This is a genomic window from Plantactinospora mayteni, assembly GCF_016862935.1.
GTDB lineage: Bacteria > Actinomycetota > Actinomycetes > Mycobacteriales > Micromonosporaceae > Plantactinospora > Plantactinospora mayteni.
Genome location: NZ_BONX01000030.1, coordinates 35,212 through 50,390, shown reverse-complemented (window position 1 = coordinate 50,390; position 15,179 = coordinate 35,212). Strand labels below are relative to the sequence as shown.

14 protein-coding genes and 1 pseudogene are annotated in these 15,179 nt (G+C 72.1%); 11 read left to right on the top strand and 4 right to left on the bottom strand.

Annotated elements, in window-relative coordinates; translation table 11 throughout:
- The first annotated feature begins 184 nt into the window (after positions 1–184).
- The 6 genes and pseudogenes from Pma05_RS22085 to Pma05_RS22060 all read left to right on the top strand — a co-directional run bounded on the left by Pma05_RS22085 (position 185) and on the right by Pma05_RS22060 (position 4,278).
- The gene (locus Pma05_RS22085) at positions 185–922 is read left to right on the top strand and encodes a hypothetical protein (protein ID WP_203859354.1); all 738 of its coding nucleotides are present in this window, start codon (positions 185–187) and stop codon (positions 920–922) included.
- Between the two features lie 373 nt (positions 923–1,295).
- Positions 1,296–2,072 carry an SDR family NAD(P)-dependent oxidoreductase gene (locus Pma05_RS22080; protein ID WP_239312846.1) on the top strand — a complete coding sequence of 259 codons (777 nt, stop codon included), beginning with the start codon at positions 1,296–1,298 and terminating at the stop codon, positions 2,070–2,072.
- A 183-nt stretch (positions 2,073–2,255) separates the two neighbouring features.
- The gene (pyrE, locus tag Pma05_RS22075) at positions 2,256–2,795 is read left to right on the top strand and encodes an orotate phosphoribosyltransferase (protein WP_203859352.1); all 540 of its coding nucleotides are present in this window, start codon (positions 2,256–2,258) and stop codon (positions 2,793–2,795) included.
- A gap of 57 nt (positions 2,796–2,852) precedes the next feature.
- The gene (locus Pma05_RS22070) at positions 2,853–3,230 is read left to right on the top strand and encodes an ArsR/SmtB family transcription factor (protein WP_007073957.1); all 378 of its coding nucleotides are present in this window, start codon (positions 2,853–2,855) and stop codon (positions 3,228–3,230) included.
- A gap of 94 nt (positions 3,231–3,324) precedes the next feature.
- Positions 3,325–3,522, top strand: a pseudogene (locus tag Pma05_RS43530) (class II aldolase/adducin family protein); the annotation flags it as partial.
- Positions 3,523–3,756: 234 nt separating this feature from the next.
- Positions 3,757–4,278, top strand: a complete 522-nt coding sequence (locus tag Pma05_RS22060; protein ID WP_239312843.1) for a class II aldolase/adducin family protein — start codon at positions 3,757–3,759, stop codon at positions 4,276–4,278.
- 268 nt (positions 4,279–4,546) lie between these two features.
- On the opposite strand, the gene Pma05_RS22055 is transcribed toward Pma05_RS22060, so the two are convergent.
- The 3 genes from Pma05_RS22055 to Pma05_RS22045 form a co-directional block, all read right to left on the bottom strand.
- Complete coding sequence (locus Pma05_RS22055; RefSeq protein ID WP_203859351.1) at positions 4,547–5,260, bottom strand: DedA family protein; 714 nt, start codon at positions 5,258–5,260, stop codon at positions 4,547–4,549.
- Between the two features lie 208 nt (positions 5,261–5,468).
- Complete coding sequence (locus tag Pma05_RS22050) at positions 5,469–8,054, bottom strand: polynucleotide kinase-phosphatase (protein WP_203859350.1); 2,586 nt, start codon at positions 8,052–8,054, stop codon at positions 5,469–5,471.
- The gene (locus Pma05_RS22045; protein WP_203859349.1) at positions 8,051–9,556 is read right to left on the bottom strand and encodes a 3' terminal RNA ribose 2'-O-methyltransferase Hen1; all 1,506 of its coding nucleotides are present in this window, start codon (positions 9,554–9,556) and stop codon (positions 8,051–8,053) included. Before Pma05_RS22045 ends, Pma05_RS22050 begins: the two co-directional genes overlap by 4 nt.
- Before the next feature lie 194 nt (positions 9,557–9,750).
- Here Pma05_RS22045 and Pma05_RS22040 point away from each other — a divergent pair, with 194 nt between their 5' ends.
- The 3 genes from Pma05_RS22040 to Pma05_RS22030 all read left to right on the top strand — a co-directional run bounded on the left by Pma05_RS22040 (position 9,751) and on the right by Pma05_RS22030 (position 13,154).
- Entirely contained in the window at positions 9,751–10,230 is a 480-nt protein-coding gene (locus tag Pma05_RS22040) for a SigE family RNA polymerase sigma factor (RefSeq protein ID WP_203859377.1), read from the top strand.
- A gap of 1 nt (position 10,231) precedes the next feature.
- The gene (locus Pma05_RS22035; protein ID WP_239312837.1) at positions 10,232–11,380 is read left to right on the top strand and encodes an LCP family protein; all 1,149 of its coding nucleotides are present in this window, start codon (positions 10,232–10,234) and stop codon (positions 11,378–11,380) included.
- Positions 11,381–11,579: 199 nt separating this feature from the next.
- Positions 11,580–13,154 (top strand): glycosyltransferase family 4 protein, encoded by a 1,575-nt coding sequence (locus Pma05_RS22030; RefSeq protein WP_203859375.1) that lies wholly within the window; start codon positions 11,580–11,582, stop codon positions 13,152–13,154.
- Here Pma05_RS22030 and Pma05_RS22025 read toward each other — a convergent pair.
- A complete protein-coding gene (locus Pma05_RS22025; protein ID WP_203859348.1) occupies positions 13,145–13,360 on the bottom strand; it encodes a hypothetical protein in 216 nt (71 codons plus the stop codon). The two genes, Pma05_RS22030 and Pma05_RS22025, sit on opposite strands and share 10 nt — an antisense overlap.
- 136 nt (positions 13,361–13,496) lie before the next feature.
- On the opposite strand from Pma05_RS22025, the gene Pma05_RS22020 reads away from it, so the two are divergent.
- The gene (locus Pma05_RS22020) at positions 13,497–13,877 is read left to right on the top strand and encodes a phage holin family protein (RefSeq protein WP_203859347.1); all 381 of its coding nucleotides are present in this window, start codon (positions 13,497–13,499) and stop codon (positions 13,875–13,877) included.
- Positions 13,878–14,100: 223 nt separating this feature from the next.
- Positions 14,101–15,129 (top strand): class II fructose-bisphosphate aldolase, encoded by a 1,029-nt coding sequence (gene fbaA, locus Pma05_RS22015; RefSeq protein WP_203859346.1) that lies wholly within the window; start codon positions 14,101–14,103, stop codon positions 15,127–15,129.
- The last annotated feature ends 50 nt before the right edge of the window (positions 15,130–15,179 follow it).

The window sequence follows — 15,179 nt, the reverse complement described above, 5'->3', positions numbered from 1 at the left end:
CTCCGGCCCGGGCCGGGTGACCATTGAACCTTTTCCAACCTCCCCTTGCGGTTCACCCCGGGTCGACGGGACCGATACCGATACGGTGGTCCGGAATCTGGGAATCTCGATCCGGGAACGCTCGACCCGCACAAACCGATCCCGGGGCCCCGAGCCGGGGGACCCGAGCCAGGAAAGGAGAGCCGTGTCGGAACCAGTCAATCCCGCGCCGACCGCGAGGCCGCGCCCGGGCACTGTCACCATCGCGACCTACCTGCTCTATCTGACGGCCGCCCTCTTCGCCGTCGTCGCGGCGATCGGCTTCGCCACGCTCGGCACCATCTCGACGGTCTTCCGGGAGGAATACGCCGGCACCTCCGCCGAGGGCGCCGAGGGATTCGCCGTCGGTGCCAGCGCGTTCGGTTCGGTCGTGCAACTGCTGATCGCCCTCGGCCTGGTGGTGCTGGGCCTGCTGACCAGCCAGGGCCGCAACGGCGCGCGGATCGCCACCTGGGTGGTGGCCGGGCTCGGGGTCTGCTGCGCCGGGCTCAGCGTCGGCGGCTCGGCGTTCTCCGGGATGGGCGCCGGCGGTACCACAGGGGACGTCCCGGACCCGGCCGTGGTCCAGCGCCGGCTCGAGGCGGAGCTGCCCTCCTGGAGCGGTCCGGTCACGCTGGCCTTCTCGATCATCGCGCTGCTGGCCCTGATCGCCGCGATCGTCCTGCTCGCGCTCCCCGCGTCGAACGAGTTCTTCCGGAAGCAGCCGGTCGGCTGGGAGCCGCCGGTGCCGGGTGCGGCGTACCCGGGCCAGCCGCCGTACCCGGGCCAGGGGCCGACCGCCGGCACCGACCCCGGGTACCCGCAATATCCGCCGGCCGGGCCGCCGTCGAATCCGCCCGGCAATCCGCCGACGAACCCGCCACCCAACCCGCCGGCGAGCTGAAATACCGCGGCACGGATCCCCTGGTCAGCATTGGTGGCCAGGGGATCCGGCGCGTCCGGGCGGTCGACGGTCGACCCGAGTGGCGGCGGGTGCGGCGGTCGGCGTCAGCGTGCCGCTGGCGCCTCTCCTCGCCTGGTGACGGTCTTTTCCGATTCCAGGCGCTCCGCTACGTTGTGGGAGCGGTACCCCCTGATCCGGTACGCCGCCCGGTGGAGCCTCGCGTCGCGGTCCGCCTCGGCCGGTGCCGGATCCTGCCGTACGCCGCCGAAGCGTCGAGGTGAGGAAGTCAGTGGCAGCAGCCGTTCCCCCGTCGGGCACCGGAGCCGAAACCGATCAGCACCCCGGGGCGGGCCGGAGCGGAACCCGCCGCGCCCTGGTCACCGGCGCCACGGCCGGGATCGGCGCGGCATTCGCCCGACGGCTCGCCGCCGACGGCTACGACCTGCTGCTGGTGGCCCGGGACGGAGAGCGGCTCGCGGAGTCCGCCGCCGAGTTGACCGGCCGACACGGCAACCGGGTCGAGGTCCTCCCGGCCGACCTGGCCAGCGACCAGGGGTGCGGCTCGGTCGAGGAGCGGCTCGCCGACGCGTCGACGCCGGTCGACCTGCTGGTCAACAGCGCGGGGATCAGCCTCAACCGGTCCTTCCTGCACTCGACCGTCTCCGACGAGTCCCGGCTGCTCCGGCTGAACGTGCACGCCGTACTCCGGCTGACCCTCGCCGCCCTACCCGGGATGACCGAGCGGCGCCACGGGGCAGTGATAAATGTCTCTTCCGTCGCGGGCTTCGGGCCGGTCATGCCCGGGTCGACGTACCCGGCCAGCAAGGCGTGGGTGACCAACTTCAGCGAGTCGGTGGCCCAGTCGGTCCGGCCCATGGGCGTACGGGTGATGGCGCTCTGCCCCGGCTACACGCGTACGGAGTTCCACGACCGGGCCGGCATCAACATGTCGAAGACCCCGGACTGGATGTGGCTGCGCGCCGACAACGTGGTGCGGGACGCCCTTCGTGACCTGGATCGGGATCGCATGGTCAGTGTTCCGGACTGGAGATACAAGGTGGCGGTCTTCGGCCTGCGGCACGCGCCGGGCCGGATCTGGCGGGCGGTGGCCAGGGACGCCCGGGGACGGACCGGTCGCGGAGAGTTGTGATCCGGTCGTACTGCCCGGATCCGGCCCTTCCACCGCTGCCCTGACGGCGGCCGGCCGCGGGCAAGATTCAGTGCGGAGAGTAGCCGATTTTTCGACCCATCGGCCACCGTCAGACTGATGCGAACGGCCCTCCCGCCGGGTCGGCCATTCGGCTCTCACCTTGGCGCAGTACCCTTACCGGCCATGGGGGACCACGACGACCTGCGTAAATTCATCACTGACCTTGCCGTCGTGCACGGTCGGGTGGTGCTGTCCTCGGGTCGTGAGGCGGACTGGTACGTCGATCTGCGGCGCGTGACCCTGCATCACGCGGCGGCACCGTTGGTCGGCCGGATCATGCTCGACCTCACGGCCGACTGGGACTACGACGCGGTTGGCGGCCTGACGTTGGGTGCGGACCCGATCGCCGTCTCGATGCTGCACGCCTCCTCGGCGACGCCGCGTCGACTCGACGCTTTCGTGGTGCGCAAGGCCGGCAAGGCGCACGGGTTGCAGCGCCGGGTCGAGGGTCCGGAGGTGAGTGGCCGCCGGGTGTTGGCGGTGGAGGACACCTCTACCACGGGAAGCAGTGTGCTGACCGCGGTGGAGGCGTTGCGAGAGGCCGGAGCCGAGGTCGTGGGCGTGGCGGTTATCGTTGATCGTGGTGCGGGCGACGCCGTACGAGCCGCCGGATTGCCATACCGGGCAGCCTATACGTTGGCTGACCTCGGCCTAGTGGCCTAAAAGTTTGCCGATTCGGATCTGCTGATATGCAGGCGGGTCGATGCTGCTGGTGGAAGGATGGAATACGTGGGAACTGCGTTGGCCGAAATGACTATGCCTCAGATCTCGCCGCTTGCCGGCGAGCCGATCGAGCGCGCCGACGCTGAGCGGCTGGCGGGGGTCCTCAAGGCCCTTGCCGACCCCGCTCGGCTTCGGCTGCTCAGCCTGATCCAGTCGGCACCGGAGGGCGAAGCGTGCGTGTGTGACCTCACCGCGCCGCTTGGTCTCTCCCAGCCGACGGTCAGCCACCACCTCCGTATCCTCACCGAAGCCGGCTTGCTGGAGCGGGAGAAGCGGGGCGTGTGGGCTTACTACCGACTGGTGCCGACGGCGATCGCCACGATCGCCGATCTGCTGACCCCGCCGCGTAAGCGGGCCACCAAGAAGGCCCGCTGAATCAGCGTCCGGACCGTCTGGTGTCCGCCCTGTGCAGGACGGCGCCAGACGGTCCAACCGCTGCTGACGCGGTGGGGCGGGGTGGGCTTCCGGCGTGAACTATCTCCGGGGAGACCTGCGGGATCAGCTCGCGTACGTCGGGCAGGACGTCGTCCGGACCGGTCTGGTGATCGGTTCCGGCGGCAACCTGTCCGCCCGGTTGCCCGACGGCGATTCCTGCTGGGTGACCGCTGGCGGCACCTGGCTGGACCGGCTTGACCGTCCGTCCTTCGTCCGAGTGCGGATATCGGATGGTTCCGTCCGTACGGAACCGCCGACCTACTCGGACGATCCACTCCGCTCTGGAGGTCCGGCCCTCGACGCCGGCCCGGCACGGCCGAGCCGGACAGCCGGACAGACCCGCCAGGACGGTGCTGCCCTCCCGGACGGTACGACGCTGCCCGCACAACGGGCACCGAGCGCCGTACCCTCGGTCGCCGGTGGTGCCTCCGCTTCCGTCGGTGTGCCCGCCGCCGCCCGTGTGGCCGTGACGCGGCGTTCCGTGCCCCCGCACGTCCAGGGCGAGGCTGGCCCGTCGAGCGTGGAGACCGCAGCCGGCCCGTCGGCGTCGGCGACCCTGCCGACCAGCGAGGTCGCCCTGCACCTCGCCACCTATCGGGCCCGGCCGGACGTGAACGCGATCGTCCACCTGCACCCGCAGACCGTGCTGCTGCTCGACGCGCTCGGCGAACAGATCCGGCTGGTCACCACCGACCACGGCTTCTACCTGCGCCGGATCGCCCGGGTGCCGTTCCGGCTGCCCGGCACCAGCGAACTGGCCGAGTTGGCCGCCGACGCGACCCGGGACGGCACCAACTGTCTGGTGTTGAGCCGGCACGGCTGCTCGGTGCTGGCCGACAGTGTGGAACTGGCGCACAAGCGGGCCGCCAACCTGGAGGAGGCGGCCCGGCTGACGTACCGGGCGCTCGCCGCCGGGCGGCTGGCCGACTTGCCGGAGCTGCCCGCCGAGTTCCTGGCCCGGCTCGACGCCGGCGCGACAAGCGTCTGAGCTGAGGTGCCGGGCCGGGCGACGCCGGCGAGATCCGCGTCTGAGCTGAGCCGCCGGGCCCGGGTCGTGGGCGGCGTGACCAGGGCCTGAGCTGAGGTGCTGGCCCGGCTCGACGGCGGCGGAACGAGCGTCTGAGTTGGGGGTGCCGGCTCGGGTCGAGTGCGGCGCGACCAGCGAGTTGCCGGCCGCGCCGCTGTGGGTAGCCGTCGGGGGAGGCTGTCGCCGGCCCCGACGATCCCGCTGACCTACCCGCCGAATCCCGCTGGACCTAGTAGCCGCGGCGGTGCTGCTGGGTCTCCTGGGCCGCGTGCTCCAGTTCGTCCCGCTCGGCAGGGGTGGTGCCGCGCCGGGCGGCCATCCGGGCCCGGAGCAGCTCGATGACGATCGGGATCACCGAGATGACGACGATGGCGATCAGGATCAGCTCGATGTTCGTCTTGACGAACGGGATCTGGCCGAGGAAGAAGCCGAGCACGGTGACCCCGGTACCCCAGAGGATGCCGCCGATCACGTTGTAGAGCACGAAGGTGCGGTAGCGCATCCCGCTGACCCCGGCGACGATCGGGGTGAAGGTACGGACGATCGGCACGAACCGGGCCAGTACTACCGATCGGGCGCCGTACTTCTCGAAGAACTCGTGCGCCTTGACCACGTTCTCCTGCTTGAACAGCCGCGAGTTGGGGCGGCGGAACAGCGCGGGACCGACCTTCTTGCCGAACGCGTACCCGACCTGGTCGCCGGCGATCGCCGCGATCGTGATCAGCAGGCAGACCAGCCACAACGGGTAGGTGATGTATTGACCGTCGGCGGTCAGCAGGCCGGCCGTGAACAGCAGCGAGTCGCCGGGCAGGAAGAAGCCGATCAGCAGCCCGGACTCGGCGAAGACGATGGCCAGGATGCCGAGCAGCCCGAAGGTCGAGATCAACCACTCCGGATCCAGCCAATCCGGACCCAGGGCCAGCGTGGTGGTGGGCGTCGGCACGAGGAGACCTCCGGAACACTCGGCATGGCGCGGGTGAAGGGTCCACCAGCATGGTGGCGGGTACCACAGCAGTCTAGGCGGACGTTCCCGACAGCCGCCGCGCGATGCCACCGCCGGGGGTACCCGGACCGGACCGGCCGGCGCATTCCGGACGGGCACCCCGGTCGGCGGCGGAATCGACCAGCCGCCGACCAGGGCAGGGGTGCTCCTAGAGTCGGGGATCGACCGGTTCCGACTCGCAGGCGAGGATCGCGAAGACCAGCTCGTGCCGCCGCCACAGCGGGGCGCCCTCGGCCAGCCGGTCGAGCGCGGCCAGACCGAGCCCGTGCTCGCGCAGGGCCAGCCCGCGCTTGCGCCCCAGCGACCGGTGCCGGAGGGCGGCCAACTGGTCCGGTTCGGCGTACTCCGGGCCGTAGATGATCCGCAGGTACTCCCGGCCGCGACACTTCACGCCCGGCTGGAGCAGCCGACCCTCGGCGTCCCGGGCACCGAGCCCGGCGTACGGCTTCACCACCATCCCCTCGCCGCCGGAGCCGGTCAGCTCCAGCCACCAGTCGGTGGCCGCCGCGACCGCCGCCTCGTCGGCGAGGTCGACGACCCGGCGTCGGGTCGGGGTGAACAGCTCCGGATCGGCGGCGTGCAGCCGGTCGGCCAGGGCCAGGTGCCAGCCGTGGTCCCGGCCGGCGTGCGAGGCGCCCTCGCTGGCGAGCACGGCGAACGGCGCCAGGGTCACCCCGGCGAGGCCGTCGGTCGGCCGCACGTAGCTGCGGTACGCCTCGGTGTAGCGGTCGAGGTCGGTCGCCCGGCGGGCCATCCGGGCCCGCAGGTCGGCGACCGGCAGGTCCCGCCCGGCCGCCCCGGCCAGCACGTCGAGTACGGCCGGCAGCGCGGCCCGGCCCGCCGCGCCGACCGGGGCGTACTGCTCCCGGATCAGCGCGCCGGCCTTGGCCGACCAGGGCAGCAGTTCGCAGTCGAGCAGCAGCCAGTCGGTGTCGAGTTCGGCCCACAGCCCGGCGCTGCCGATCGCGGCGCGTACCCGGGCCAGCAGCGCCCGGTCCAGCGCGCCGCCGAAGAACGGCCGGCCGGTCCGGGTGTAGACCACCCCGTCCCCCGGCCCGAACCGGCCGGCGGCGGCCGGTGCCGCCGGGTCGACCTCGTCCCGGCGGACGAGTACCACCGCCCGGGAGCCCATGTGCTTCTCCTCGCAGACCACCCGGTCGACCCCGGCCCGCCGGTAGTCCTCGAGCGCCTGCGCGGGGTGCTCCAGGAAGCCGTCGACGGTCGAGGTGGAGCAGGGCGCCATGGTCGGCGGCAGCCAGGGCAGCCAGCGCGGGTCGACGGCGAACCGGCTCATCACCTCCAGCGCGGCGGCGGCGTTCTCGGCCGGTACGGTCACCGTGCCGTAGCCGTAGTCGAGGTGCCGACGCCCGGTGACGTCCCGCAGGTCCAGCCCGAGGTCGTCCCGGGTGCCGGCGGCCCCGTCCGGAGCGGCGGACGCTGGCCCGCCCGGCGTCGCGGCCAGCGGCCGGGCCGGCGGGTAGTACTCCTTCGCGGCCGGTACCGAGACGAGTTCCCGGCTCGGGTAGCGCAGCGCGGTCAACGTGCCGCCGAAGACGCAGCCGGTGTCGATGCAGATCGTGTTGTTGACCCACTCGGGAGCCGGGGTGGGGGTGTGGCCGTAGACGACCGTGGCCGAGCCCCGGTAGTCCCGGGCCCACGGGTAGCGCACCGGCAGGCCGTACTCGTCGGTCTCGCCGGTGGTCTCGCCGAAGAGCGCGAACGCCCGGACCCGGCCGGACGCCCGACCCTGGTATTCGGCCTTGAGCCCGGCGTGCGCGACCACCAGCCGGCCGCCGTCCAGCACGTAGTGGCTGACCAGGCCGTCGACGAACGCGGAGATCTCGGCGACGAAGCCGGGTTCCTCGCCGTCGAGCTGGGCCAGCGTCTCGGCCAGGCCGTGCGACACCGTGACGTTGCGGCCACGCAGCTTGCGCAGCAGCTTCTGCTCGTGGTTGCCGGGCACGCAGAGCGCGGTGCCGGCCCCGACCATCCCCATCACCAGCCGGAGTACGCCGGGCGAGTCCGGCCCGCGGTCGACGAGGTCACCCACGAAGATCGCGGTACGCCCCTCCGGATGCGTCGCGTTCACCGGCCGCCCGTCCTCGTCGCGGTGCAGCGTCCAGCCGAGCCGGAGCAGCAGCGCCTCCAACTCGGCCCGGCAGCCGTGCACGTCGCCGACGATGTCGAACGGTCCGGTCAGCTCCTTGCGGTCGTTGAAGAGCTTCTCGTAGCCGATCTCGGCGGCCTCGATCTCCTCGACGCCGCGCAGTACGTGCACCTTGCGGAAGCCCTCCCGCTCCAGCCGACCGACACTGCGCCGCAGGTCCCGCTGCATCCGCCCGAGTACCTGCCGGGCGAACGTCCGGTCCGGCCGGGCCTGCGTACGCTCCCAGCAGAGCGGCTCGGGGACGTCCAGCACGATCGCCACCGGCAGTACGTCGTGCTCCCGGGCGACCGTGACCAGCCCGGCCCGGGCGTGCTGCTGGAGGTTGGTGGCGTCCACCACGGTGAGCCGGCCGGCGCGCAGCCGCTTCCCGGCGACGTAGTGCAGGACGTCGAAGGCGTCGCCGGAGGCGGACTGGTCGTTCTCGTCGTCGGCCACCATCGCCCGGAAGGTGTCCGAGGAGAGCACCTGGGACGGCGCGAAGTGCCGGCGGGCGAAGGTCGACTTGCCCGAGCCGGAGACGCCGACCAGCGCCACCAGGGCCAGCTCCGGAATGTCCAGCGTGCTCATCGGGCGTCTCCCAGGTCGGTCGGCTGCGGTGTCGGGTTGGGGGCGGTGCGGGTGAAGACCGCGAGCTGGGTGGGGCTGCCGACCTCGGGGTCGTCGGCGCCGACGCCACTGATCGTGACTGCGTAGCCGTAGTGGGCGCCGACCGCGCCGGTCCAGTCCGCGAACTCGGCCCGAGTCCACTCGAACCGGTGGTCGGTGTGCCGGAAAGCACCGGCGGCCAGCCCCGGGTACCGCACGTTGTACTCGACGTTCGGGGTCGTCACGACCACCGTCTCCGGCCGGGCGTGCCCGAAGACGGCCGCCTCCAGCGCCGGCAGGCGGGGCGGGTCGAGGTGCTCGACCACCTCCATCAGCACGGCGGCGTCGTACCCGCGCAGCCGGTCGTCCTGGTAGGTCAGCGCGGACTGCCACAGTTTGATCCGCTCGCGCTGCCGGGGCGGCAGCCGGTCCAGCCGGAGCCGGCGTTCCGCCACGGTCAGGCTCCGGGACGAGACGTCCGTGCCGACGATCTCGGTGTAGCGGCGGTTCTTCACCAGATCGGTCAGCAGCGCGCCGCCGCCGCAGCCGAGGTCGAGTACCCGGGTGGCGCCGGAGGAGTCCAGCGCGGCGAGTACGGCGGCCCGGCGCAGTGCCGCGAGCGGCTGCCGGTCGACCGTGGCAGGCAGGCCGGCCTCCTCGTCCGCCCCGCAGTCCGGAGCCTCCACGATGGAGTCCGGGTCGGCCGGCTCGTCGGCCAGCCGCTGCTCGGCCAGGCGGGCCAGTGCGGCACCGGCCAGCGCCCGCCGGTGGGCCAGGTAGCGGCGGGTGATCAGCCCGCGTTCCGGGTGTTCGGCCAGCCAGCCGGCGCCGGCCCGGAGCAGCTTGTCGATCTCGTCCGGCGCGACCCAGTAGTGCTTGGCGTCGTCCAGCACCGGCAGCAGCACGTAGAGGTGGTTGAGCGCGTCGGCGAGCCGGAGCGTACCGGTCAGGGTGAGATCGACGTACCGGCTGTCGCCCCAGTCCGGGCGGCTGGGGTCGAGCGGGATCGGGACGGCGGTCACCGTCCAGCCCAGCGGGGCGAAGAGCTTCTCGGTCAGCTCGGCTCCGCCCCGGCAGCGCAGCGCGGGCACCCGCAGCTCCAGCGGGATCGCGGTGGCGGCCAGCTCCGGCCGGTCCTTCGAGTTCCCGCGCAGCGCCGAGCGGAACACGGTGGAGAGTGCCGAGGAGAGCAGGCTGGAGGCGGCGTACGACCGGTCGTTGACGTACTGGCCGAGGGTGAAGCCGTCCGGCGTCGGGTTGCCGCCCCGCCCGGATCCGCCCCGCCGGGTTCGGGCCCCGGAGAGCGCCAGCGGGTCGATGTCGAGCAGCAGGGCGGCGGTACAGCGCTCGGTGTCGGCCTCCGGATACACCACGTACGCCGTACCGGTGGGCATCCCGAAGGTGTGCACCCGGTCGGGATGCTTCACGAGCAGGTAGCCCAGGTCGGTGGCCGGCTGGTGGGTCGTGGTCACGGTGATCAACACGTCGACAATGCTGACAGCTTTCCGACCGCCCCGTCGCGCCGATTACCGTCGGCGGGCGTCCTCGGCCGCGTTCACCAGCAACTTCACCAGCAACTTCACCAGCAACTTGGCCCCGTCGTCGGACCCGTTCCGCGTCAGGCAATCTTCCTGTCCCGCCCTTCCGTCTATAAGGGAGGAGAGGCCCGGAGGTGCCCGTGACGTACGAGGAGTTCGCCGACTCCAGACTCACCGCGCTGCTGCGCTACGCGGTGATGCTGACCGGCGATCCCCATCTCGCCCAGGATCTCGTGCAGGAGACGATGGTGCGGGTCCAGCTCAACTGGCGACGGGTCGACCGGGCCGACGCGCCCGAACGGTACGTGCGTCGGATGCTGACCAACCAGTACCTCGACTGGCAGCGCGGCTCCTGGGTACGGCGGGTGCTGCTGCGCGCGGAGCCCGACGAGGCCCTGGCGGTACGCGTCGACCACGCCGAGGCCACCGCGGACCGGGACCAGGTGTGGAGCTGGCTGTCCCGGCTGCCGCGCCGGCAGCGGGCCGCGCTGGTGCTCCGCTACTACGAGGACCTGCCGGACGCCGAGATCGCCGAGGTGCTCGGCTGCGCGGTCGGAACCGTCCGGTCGGCCATCTCGCGCGCCCTCGCCACCCTACGTGCCGAATTCGTGGAGGTCTGAAGTGAGCGACGACGACATCCGGGTGTTCGACGGCTCGCCGGGGCCGGACGGGTCGGCCGGTGGCCCGGACCCACGAACGGTCGAGGACGAGTTGCGGGCGGCGTTCGCCCGGCACGAGTCGCTGGCCCCGGAGGCCGGACCGCTGCGCGCGGCGATCGACCGCCGGGCGGTGGGTCGACGTCGCCGGCGCCGTGTCGCCCAGGTCGCCGGGGCCGCCCTCGCCATGCTCGGCGTGCTCGCGCTGCCGACGCTCGGCCGTACCGTGGGGATGTCGCCGGTGTCGGAGGTCCCCGCACCGCCGCTCGCGACCCGGCCGACCGGTCCGGCCGAGCCCTTGAACTTCCTCGTCCTCGGCCTCGACGGCGGGGACGGCCGGAGCAACGGCCACCGCGCGGACACCGTGCTGATGGTGCACGTGCCGGCGGACCGGAGCCGGCTCTATCTCGTGTCGATCCCCCGGGACCTCGGCGTCGAGGTGCCCGAGCACGGCTTCGGGAAACTCAGCGCCGCGTTCTACCTCGGCAGTCACCGGCCCGGGAGCCGGCCCGACCTGGCGGCCGGTGCCGCGTTGACCGAACGGACCGTCACGGCGCTGACCGGGATCCGGTTCGACGCGACCGCGACGCTGACCTACGCCGGGCTGCGCCAACTGACCGACGCGGTCGGCGGGGTCCGGGTGTGCCTGCCGCAGCAGGTCCGGTCCTACCACACCGCCCGGGTCTTCCCGGCCGGCTGCCAGCAACTCGACGGCGCCGCCGCGCAGGACCTGCTCCGGCAGCGGTACCGGCTGGACCAGGGGGCGCACGACCGGGACCGCAACGGGCAGCGGTTCGCCGAGGCGCTGCTGCACGAGGTCACCGACCCGGCCAACGGGCTGAACCCGGTCCGGGTCGCGGAGATCGTCCGGGTGCTCGGCCGGAACCTGACCCTCGACCTCGACGGGATGACCCCGCCGGAGCTGTTCGGCACGCTGCGCACGGTGGCCGCGGCGGACGCGGTGGGGATCGGCTGGACGTACCACCCGGACCGTGGGCCGGTCGGCCAGGTCGAGAGCCTGGACCCGGCCCAGAGCCGCAGCCTGTTCGACGCGCTCCAGCGGGACACCCTGGCCGAATGGGTCGACAAGCACCCGGACCGGGTCACCCGCTGAACCTTTCGACCTGAACCGTTCGGCGCCGTCGACCGGTTCCCGTAGTGTGCTGTTCACCTCCGCGTCACGTCGTTCCCGCGCTGTTCGCCGAGGTTGGCCCGTACACTCGCCGGGTCCGTGGGGCGGTGCGTGGGGACGGAGACGAACGATGGCGCCTGACGATGCCGGGGCAGGCCGCCACAGGCCGGGCCGGATCGTCATGCTGGTCGACAACGGCGTGAACGGGGACTCCCGGGTGCAGAAGCAGGCCCGCTCGGCGGCGGACGCCGGCTGGGAGGTGGTCCTGCTCGGCCGCTCGCCGAGCACGGCCTCGCAGAGCTGGCAGCTCGGCGGGGCGCAGGTCCGGCTGCTGCCGATGCCCGAGCCGCTGTTCCGCAAGCGTCACCAGTACCGGCGTGCCTGGCTGCGCTGGCCGCTCGGCTATCCGCCGAACGGGATCGCCGAGTACCGGGCCCAGCAGGTCGCCGCCTGGCGGGCGGACCTGCGGTTCCGGGGCGCCCAACTCGCACTCGCCGCCCGGGCCGGCCGGCGCGACCGCACGGCGGAACTCTGGCACCGGGCCCGGCTGGTCCTGGCCGACCTGGCCGACCGCTGGGTCTGGGTCCGGACGAAGATGCACAACCGGGGCCTCTACGCCCGCCGCTACCGCAACCCGTGGGACCGGGCGTACACGCTGTTCTGGCAGTTGACCTTGGGCGACGGGGCCTGGCGTCGGCTCGAACCGGGGCTCTGGGACTACGAACTGGCGTACGGGCCGGTGGTCGACGAGCTGGCGCCGGACCTGATCCACGCCAACGACTTCCGGATGCTCGGGGTGGGCGCCCGAGCCAAGATCCGGGCACAGGCGGCCGGTCGACCCGTCACCCTCGTCTGGGACGCCCACGAGTTCCTGCCGGGCATCCGGCCGTGGCAGCCGAACATCCGCTGGCTGCCCGCGATGCGGGCACACGAGCGCGAGTACGCTCCGCACGCCGACGCCGTGGTCACCGTCTCCGACGCGCTCGGCGACCTGCTCCGCGCCGAGCACCAGCTCACCGAGCAGCCGGCCGTGGTGCTGAACGCCCCCGCCGCCGAACACGCCCCGAGCGGGGCGGACGGGTCCGTACCGGACCTTCGGCAGCGCTGCGGGATCGGGCTCGACGTGCCGCTGGTGGTCTACAGCGGCAGCGCCGCCGAGCCGCGTGGCCTGCGGACCATGGTCGACGCGCTGCCCGAGTTGCCGGGGGTGCACACCGCGCTGGTGGTGAACCCCGACCTCCCGTACGTGCGCAAGATCGTCGCGCACGCACAGCGGATCGGTGTCGCCGACCGGCTGCACGTGCTGCCGTACGTCGCGCACTGGCAGGTGGTGCCGTTCCTCTCCGGCGCGGACGTCGGGGCGATCCCGATCCACCACTGGCCCAACCACGAGATCGCGCTGATCACCAAGTTCTTCGAGTACGCGCACGCCCGGCTGCCGCTGGTGGTCAGCGATGTGAAGACGATGGCGGAGACGGTCCGGTCGACCGGCCAGGGCGAGGTGTTCCGGGCCAAGGACGTCGCCGACTACGTCCGCGCGGTCCGGGCGGTACTGGCGGACCGGGAGCGCTACCGGGCCGCGTACGACCGGCCGGGGCTGCTGGAGGGCTGGACCTGGGCGGCCCAGGCGGAGATCCTGACCGGGGTCTACCGCCGGCTGCTCGCCGGGGCGGGCGAGGGGACGGAGATCTCCGGCGGAGCGTCGACGGTCCCGGGGAGTCCGGCGGAGTTACCGGTGCCGGCGGCTCAGCGGTAGTCGTCGTCCTGCGGGCCGACGACCCGGGCCTGCTCCAGCGCGTCCCACTCGTCGACCTCCAGCCCGCGCTGGACGGCCGGCTGGTCCTCGGTGTTCGGGTCCGCGACGGTCGCCTGCTCCACGGCGTCCTCGGCCGGCGCCTCCGGGTCGCGCTCGTCCGGACTGAGGTGGTCACCGGGAGCGAAGTCCTCGTCGGGCTGGCCCATGTCCTACTCCTGCCGGTCGGTGCCGCTGCTTCCACCGTACGGGTTGATCGGATGGCCCGTACCCGGAGCACCGTGCCCGGTCGCGGAGCGGGCTAAACCGCCCGTCCGGCTCCGGGTCGCGTGCCACGATGAGGCGGTGGGCTTCCTGATCAGGCTGGTGATCGGTGCGTTGGCGCTGTGGATCACCACTCTGGTGGTGCCCGGAATCGAGCTGACCGGCCGGTCGACCCTGGACAACGCGCTGACCGTACTCGTCGTGGCGTTCATCTTCGGGGTGGTCAACGCGGTACTCAAGCCGATCATCCACGTCGTCGGCTGCGTCTTCTACGTGCTGACCCTGGGGCTCTTCGCGCTGGTCGTGAACGCCCTGCTATTCCTGCTCACGGACTGGATCGCGCACGTGTTCGACCTACCGTTCTCCATCGACGGCTTCTGGCCGGCCTTCTACGGCGCGATCGTGATGGCCGTGGTGAGCTGGTTGCTCGGTGTCGTATGGCCGGGCCGGTCCGAACGCTGAACCGGGGCCGGGTGGGTTGAATTGGTGCGAGCGGACTACGGGATACTTCTGGGCGGAGGACAGCGCGGTCCGGGCGCATTCATCGAGTCTTTTCCCACCTGAGCCGCGCGGCGCCCGCGCATCGACCCTCACCGGCGGACCAGGGGCCCGCGAGGGGAGGTGGGAAGAGGTCATCCAGACAGCGGCCGAGCAGGCCGAGAGCGGTTAGTAAGGAGCGTTTCACATGCCCATCGCTTCCCCTGAGGTCTACGCCGAGATGCTGGACCGGGCCAAGGCGGGCCGCTATGCGTACCCGGCGATCAACGTGACGTCCTCGCAAACCCTGAACGCGGCGCTGCGCGGCTTCGCCGACGCGGAGAGCGACGGCATCATCCAGGTCTCCACCGGCGGCGCGGAATACCTCTCCGGCCCGACCGTCAAGGACATGGTGACCGGCGCGTCGGCCTTTGCCGCGTACGCCCGCGAGGTGGCCAGGAACTATCCGGTCAACGTCGCGCTGCACACCGACCACTGCCCCAAGGACAAGCTCGACAAGTTCGTCCGGCCGCTGATGGCGATCTCCAAGGAGCGGGTGGCCCGGGGCGAGGAGCCGCTCTTCCAGTCGCACATGTGGGACGGCTCCGCCGTACCGGTCGGGGAGAACCTGGAGATCGCGGCGCAGTTGCTCGACGAGGCGGCGGCCGGGCACATCGTGCTGGAGATCGAGGTCGGTGTGGTCGGCGGCGAGGAGGACGGCGTCGAGAACGCGATCAACGAGAAGCTCTACACCACCGTCGAGGACGGCATCGCCATGGTCGACGCGCTCGGCCTCGGTGAGAAGGGCCGCTACATGGCGGCGCTGACCTTCGGCAACGTGCACGGCGTCTACAAGCCCGGCAACGTCAAGCTCCGCCCGGAGATCCTCAACGAGATCCAGCAGGCGGTCGGCGCCAAGTACAACAAGGGCGACAAGCCGCTCAGCCTGGTCTTCCACGGCGGCTCGGGCTCGTTGCTGGAGGAGATCCGCGAGGCGCTCGACTACGGCGTGGTGAAGATGAACATCGACACCGACACGCAGTACACCTTCACCCGGCCGGTGGCGGACCACATGCTCCGCAACTACGACGGGGTGCTGAAGGTCGACGGCGAGGTCGGCAACAAGAAGATGTACGACCCCCGGGTCTGGGGCAAGGCGGCCGAGACGGGCATGGCGCAGCGGGTCGCCGAGGCGTGCGAGCACCTCCGCTCGACCGGTACGACGCTGGCCAAGTAGTTTCCGGCACTCCACCCGGTGGCGGGTGGGCCACGGTCCCGAACCCGGAC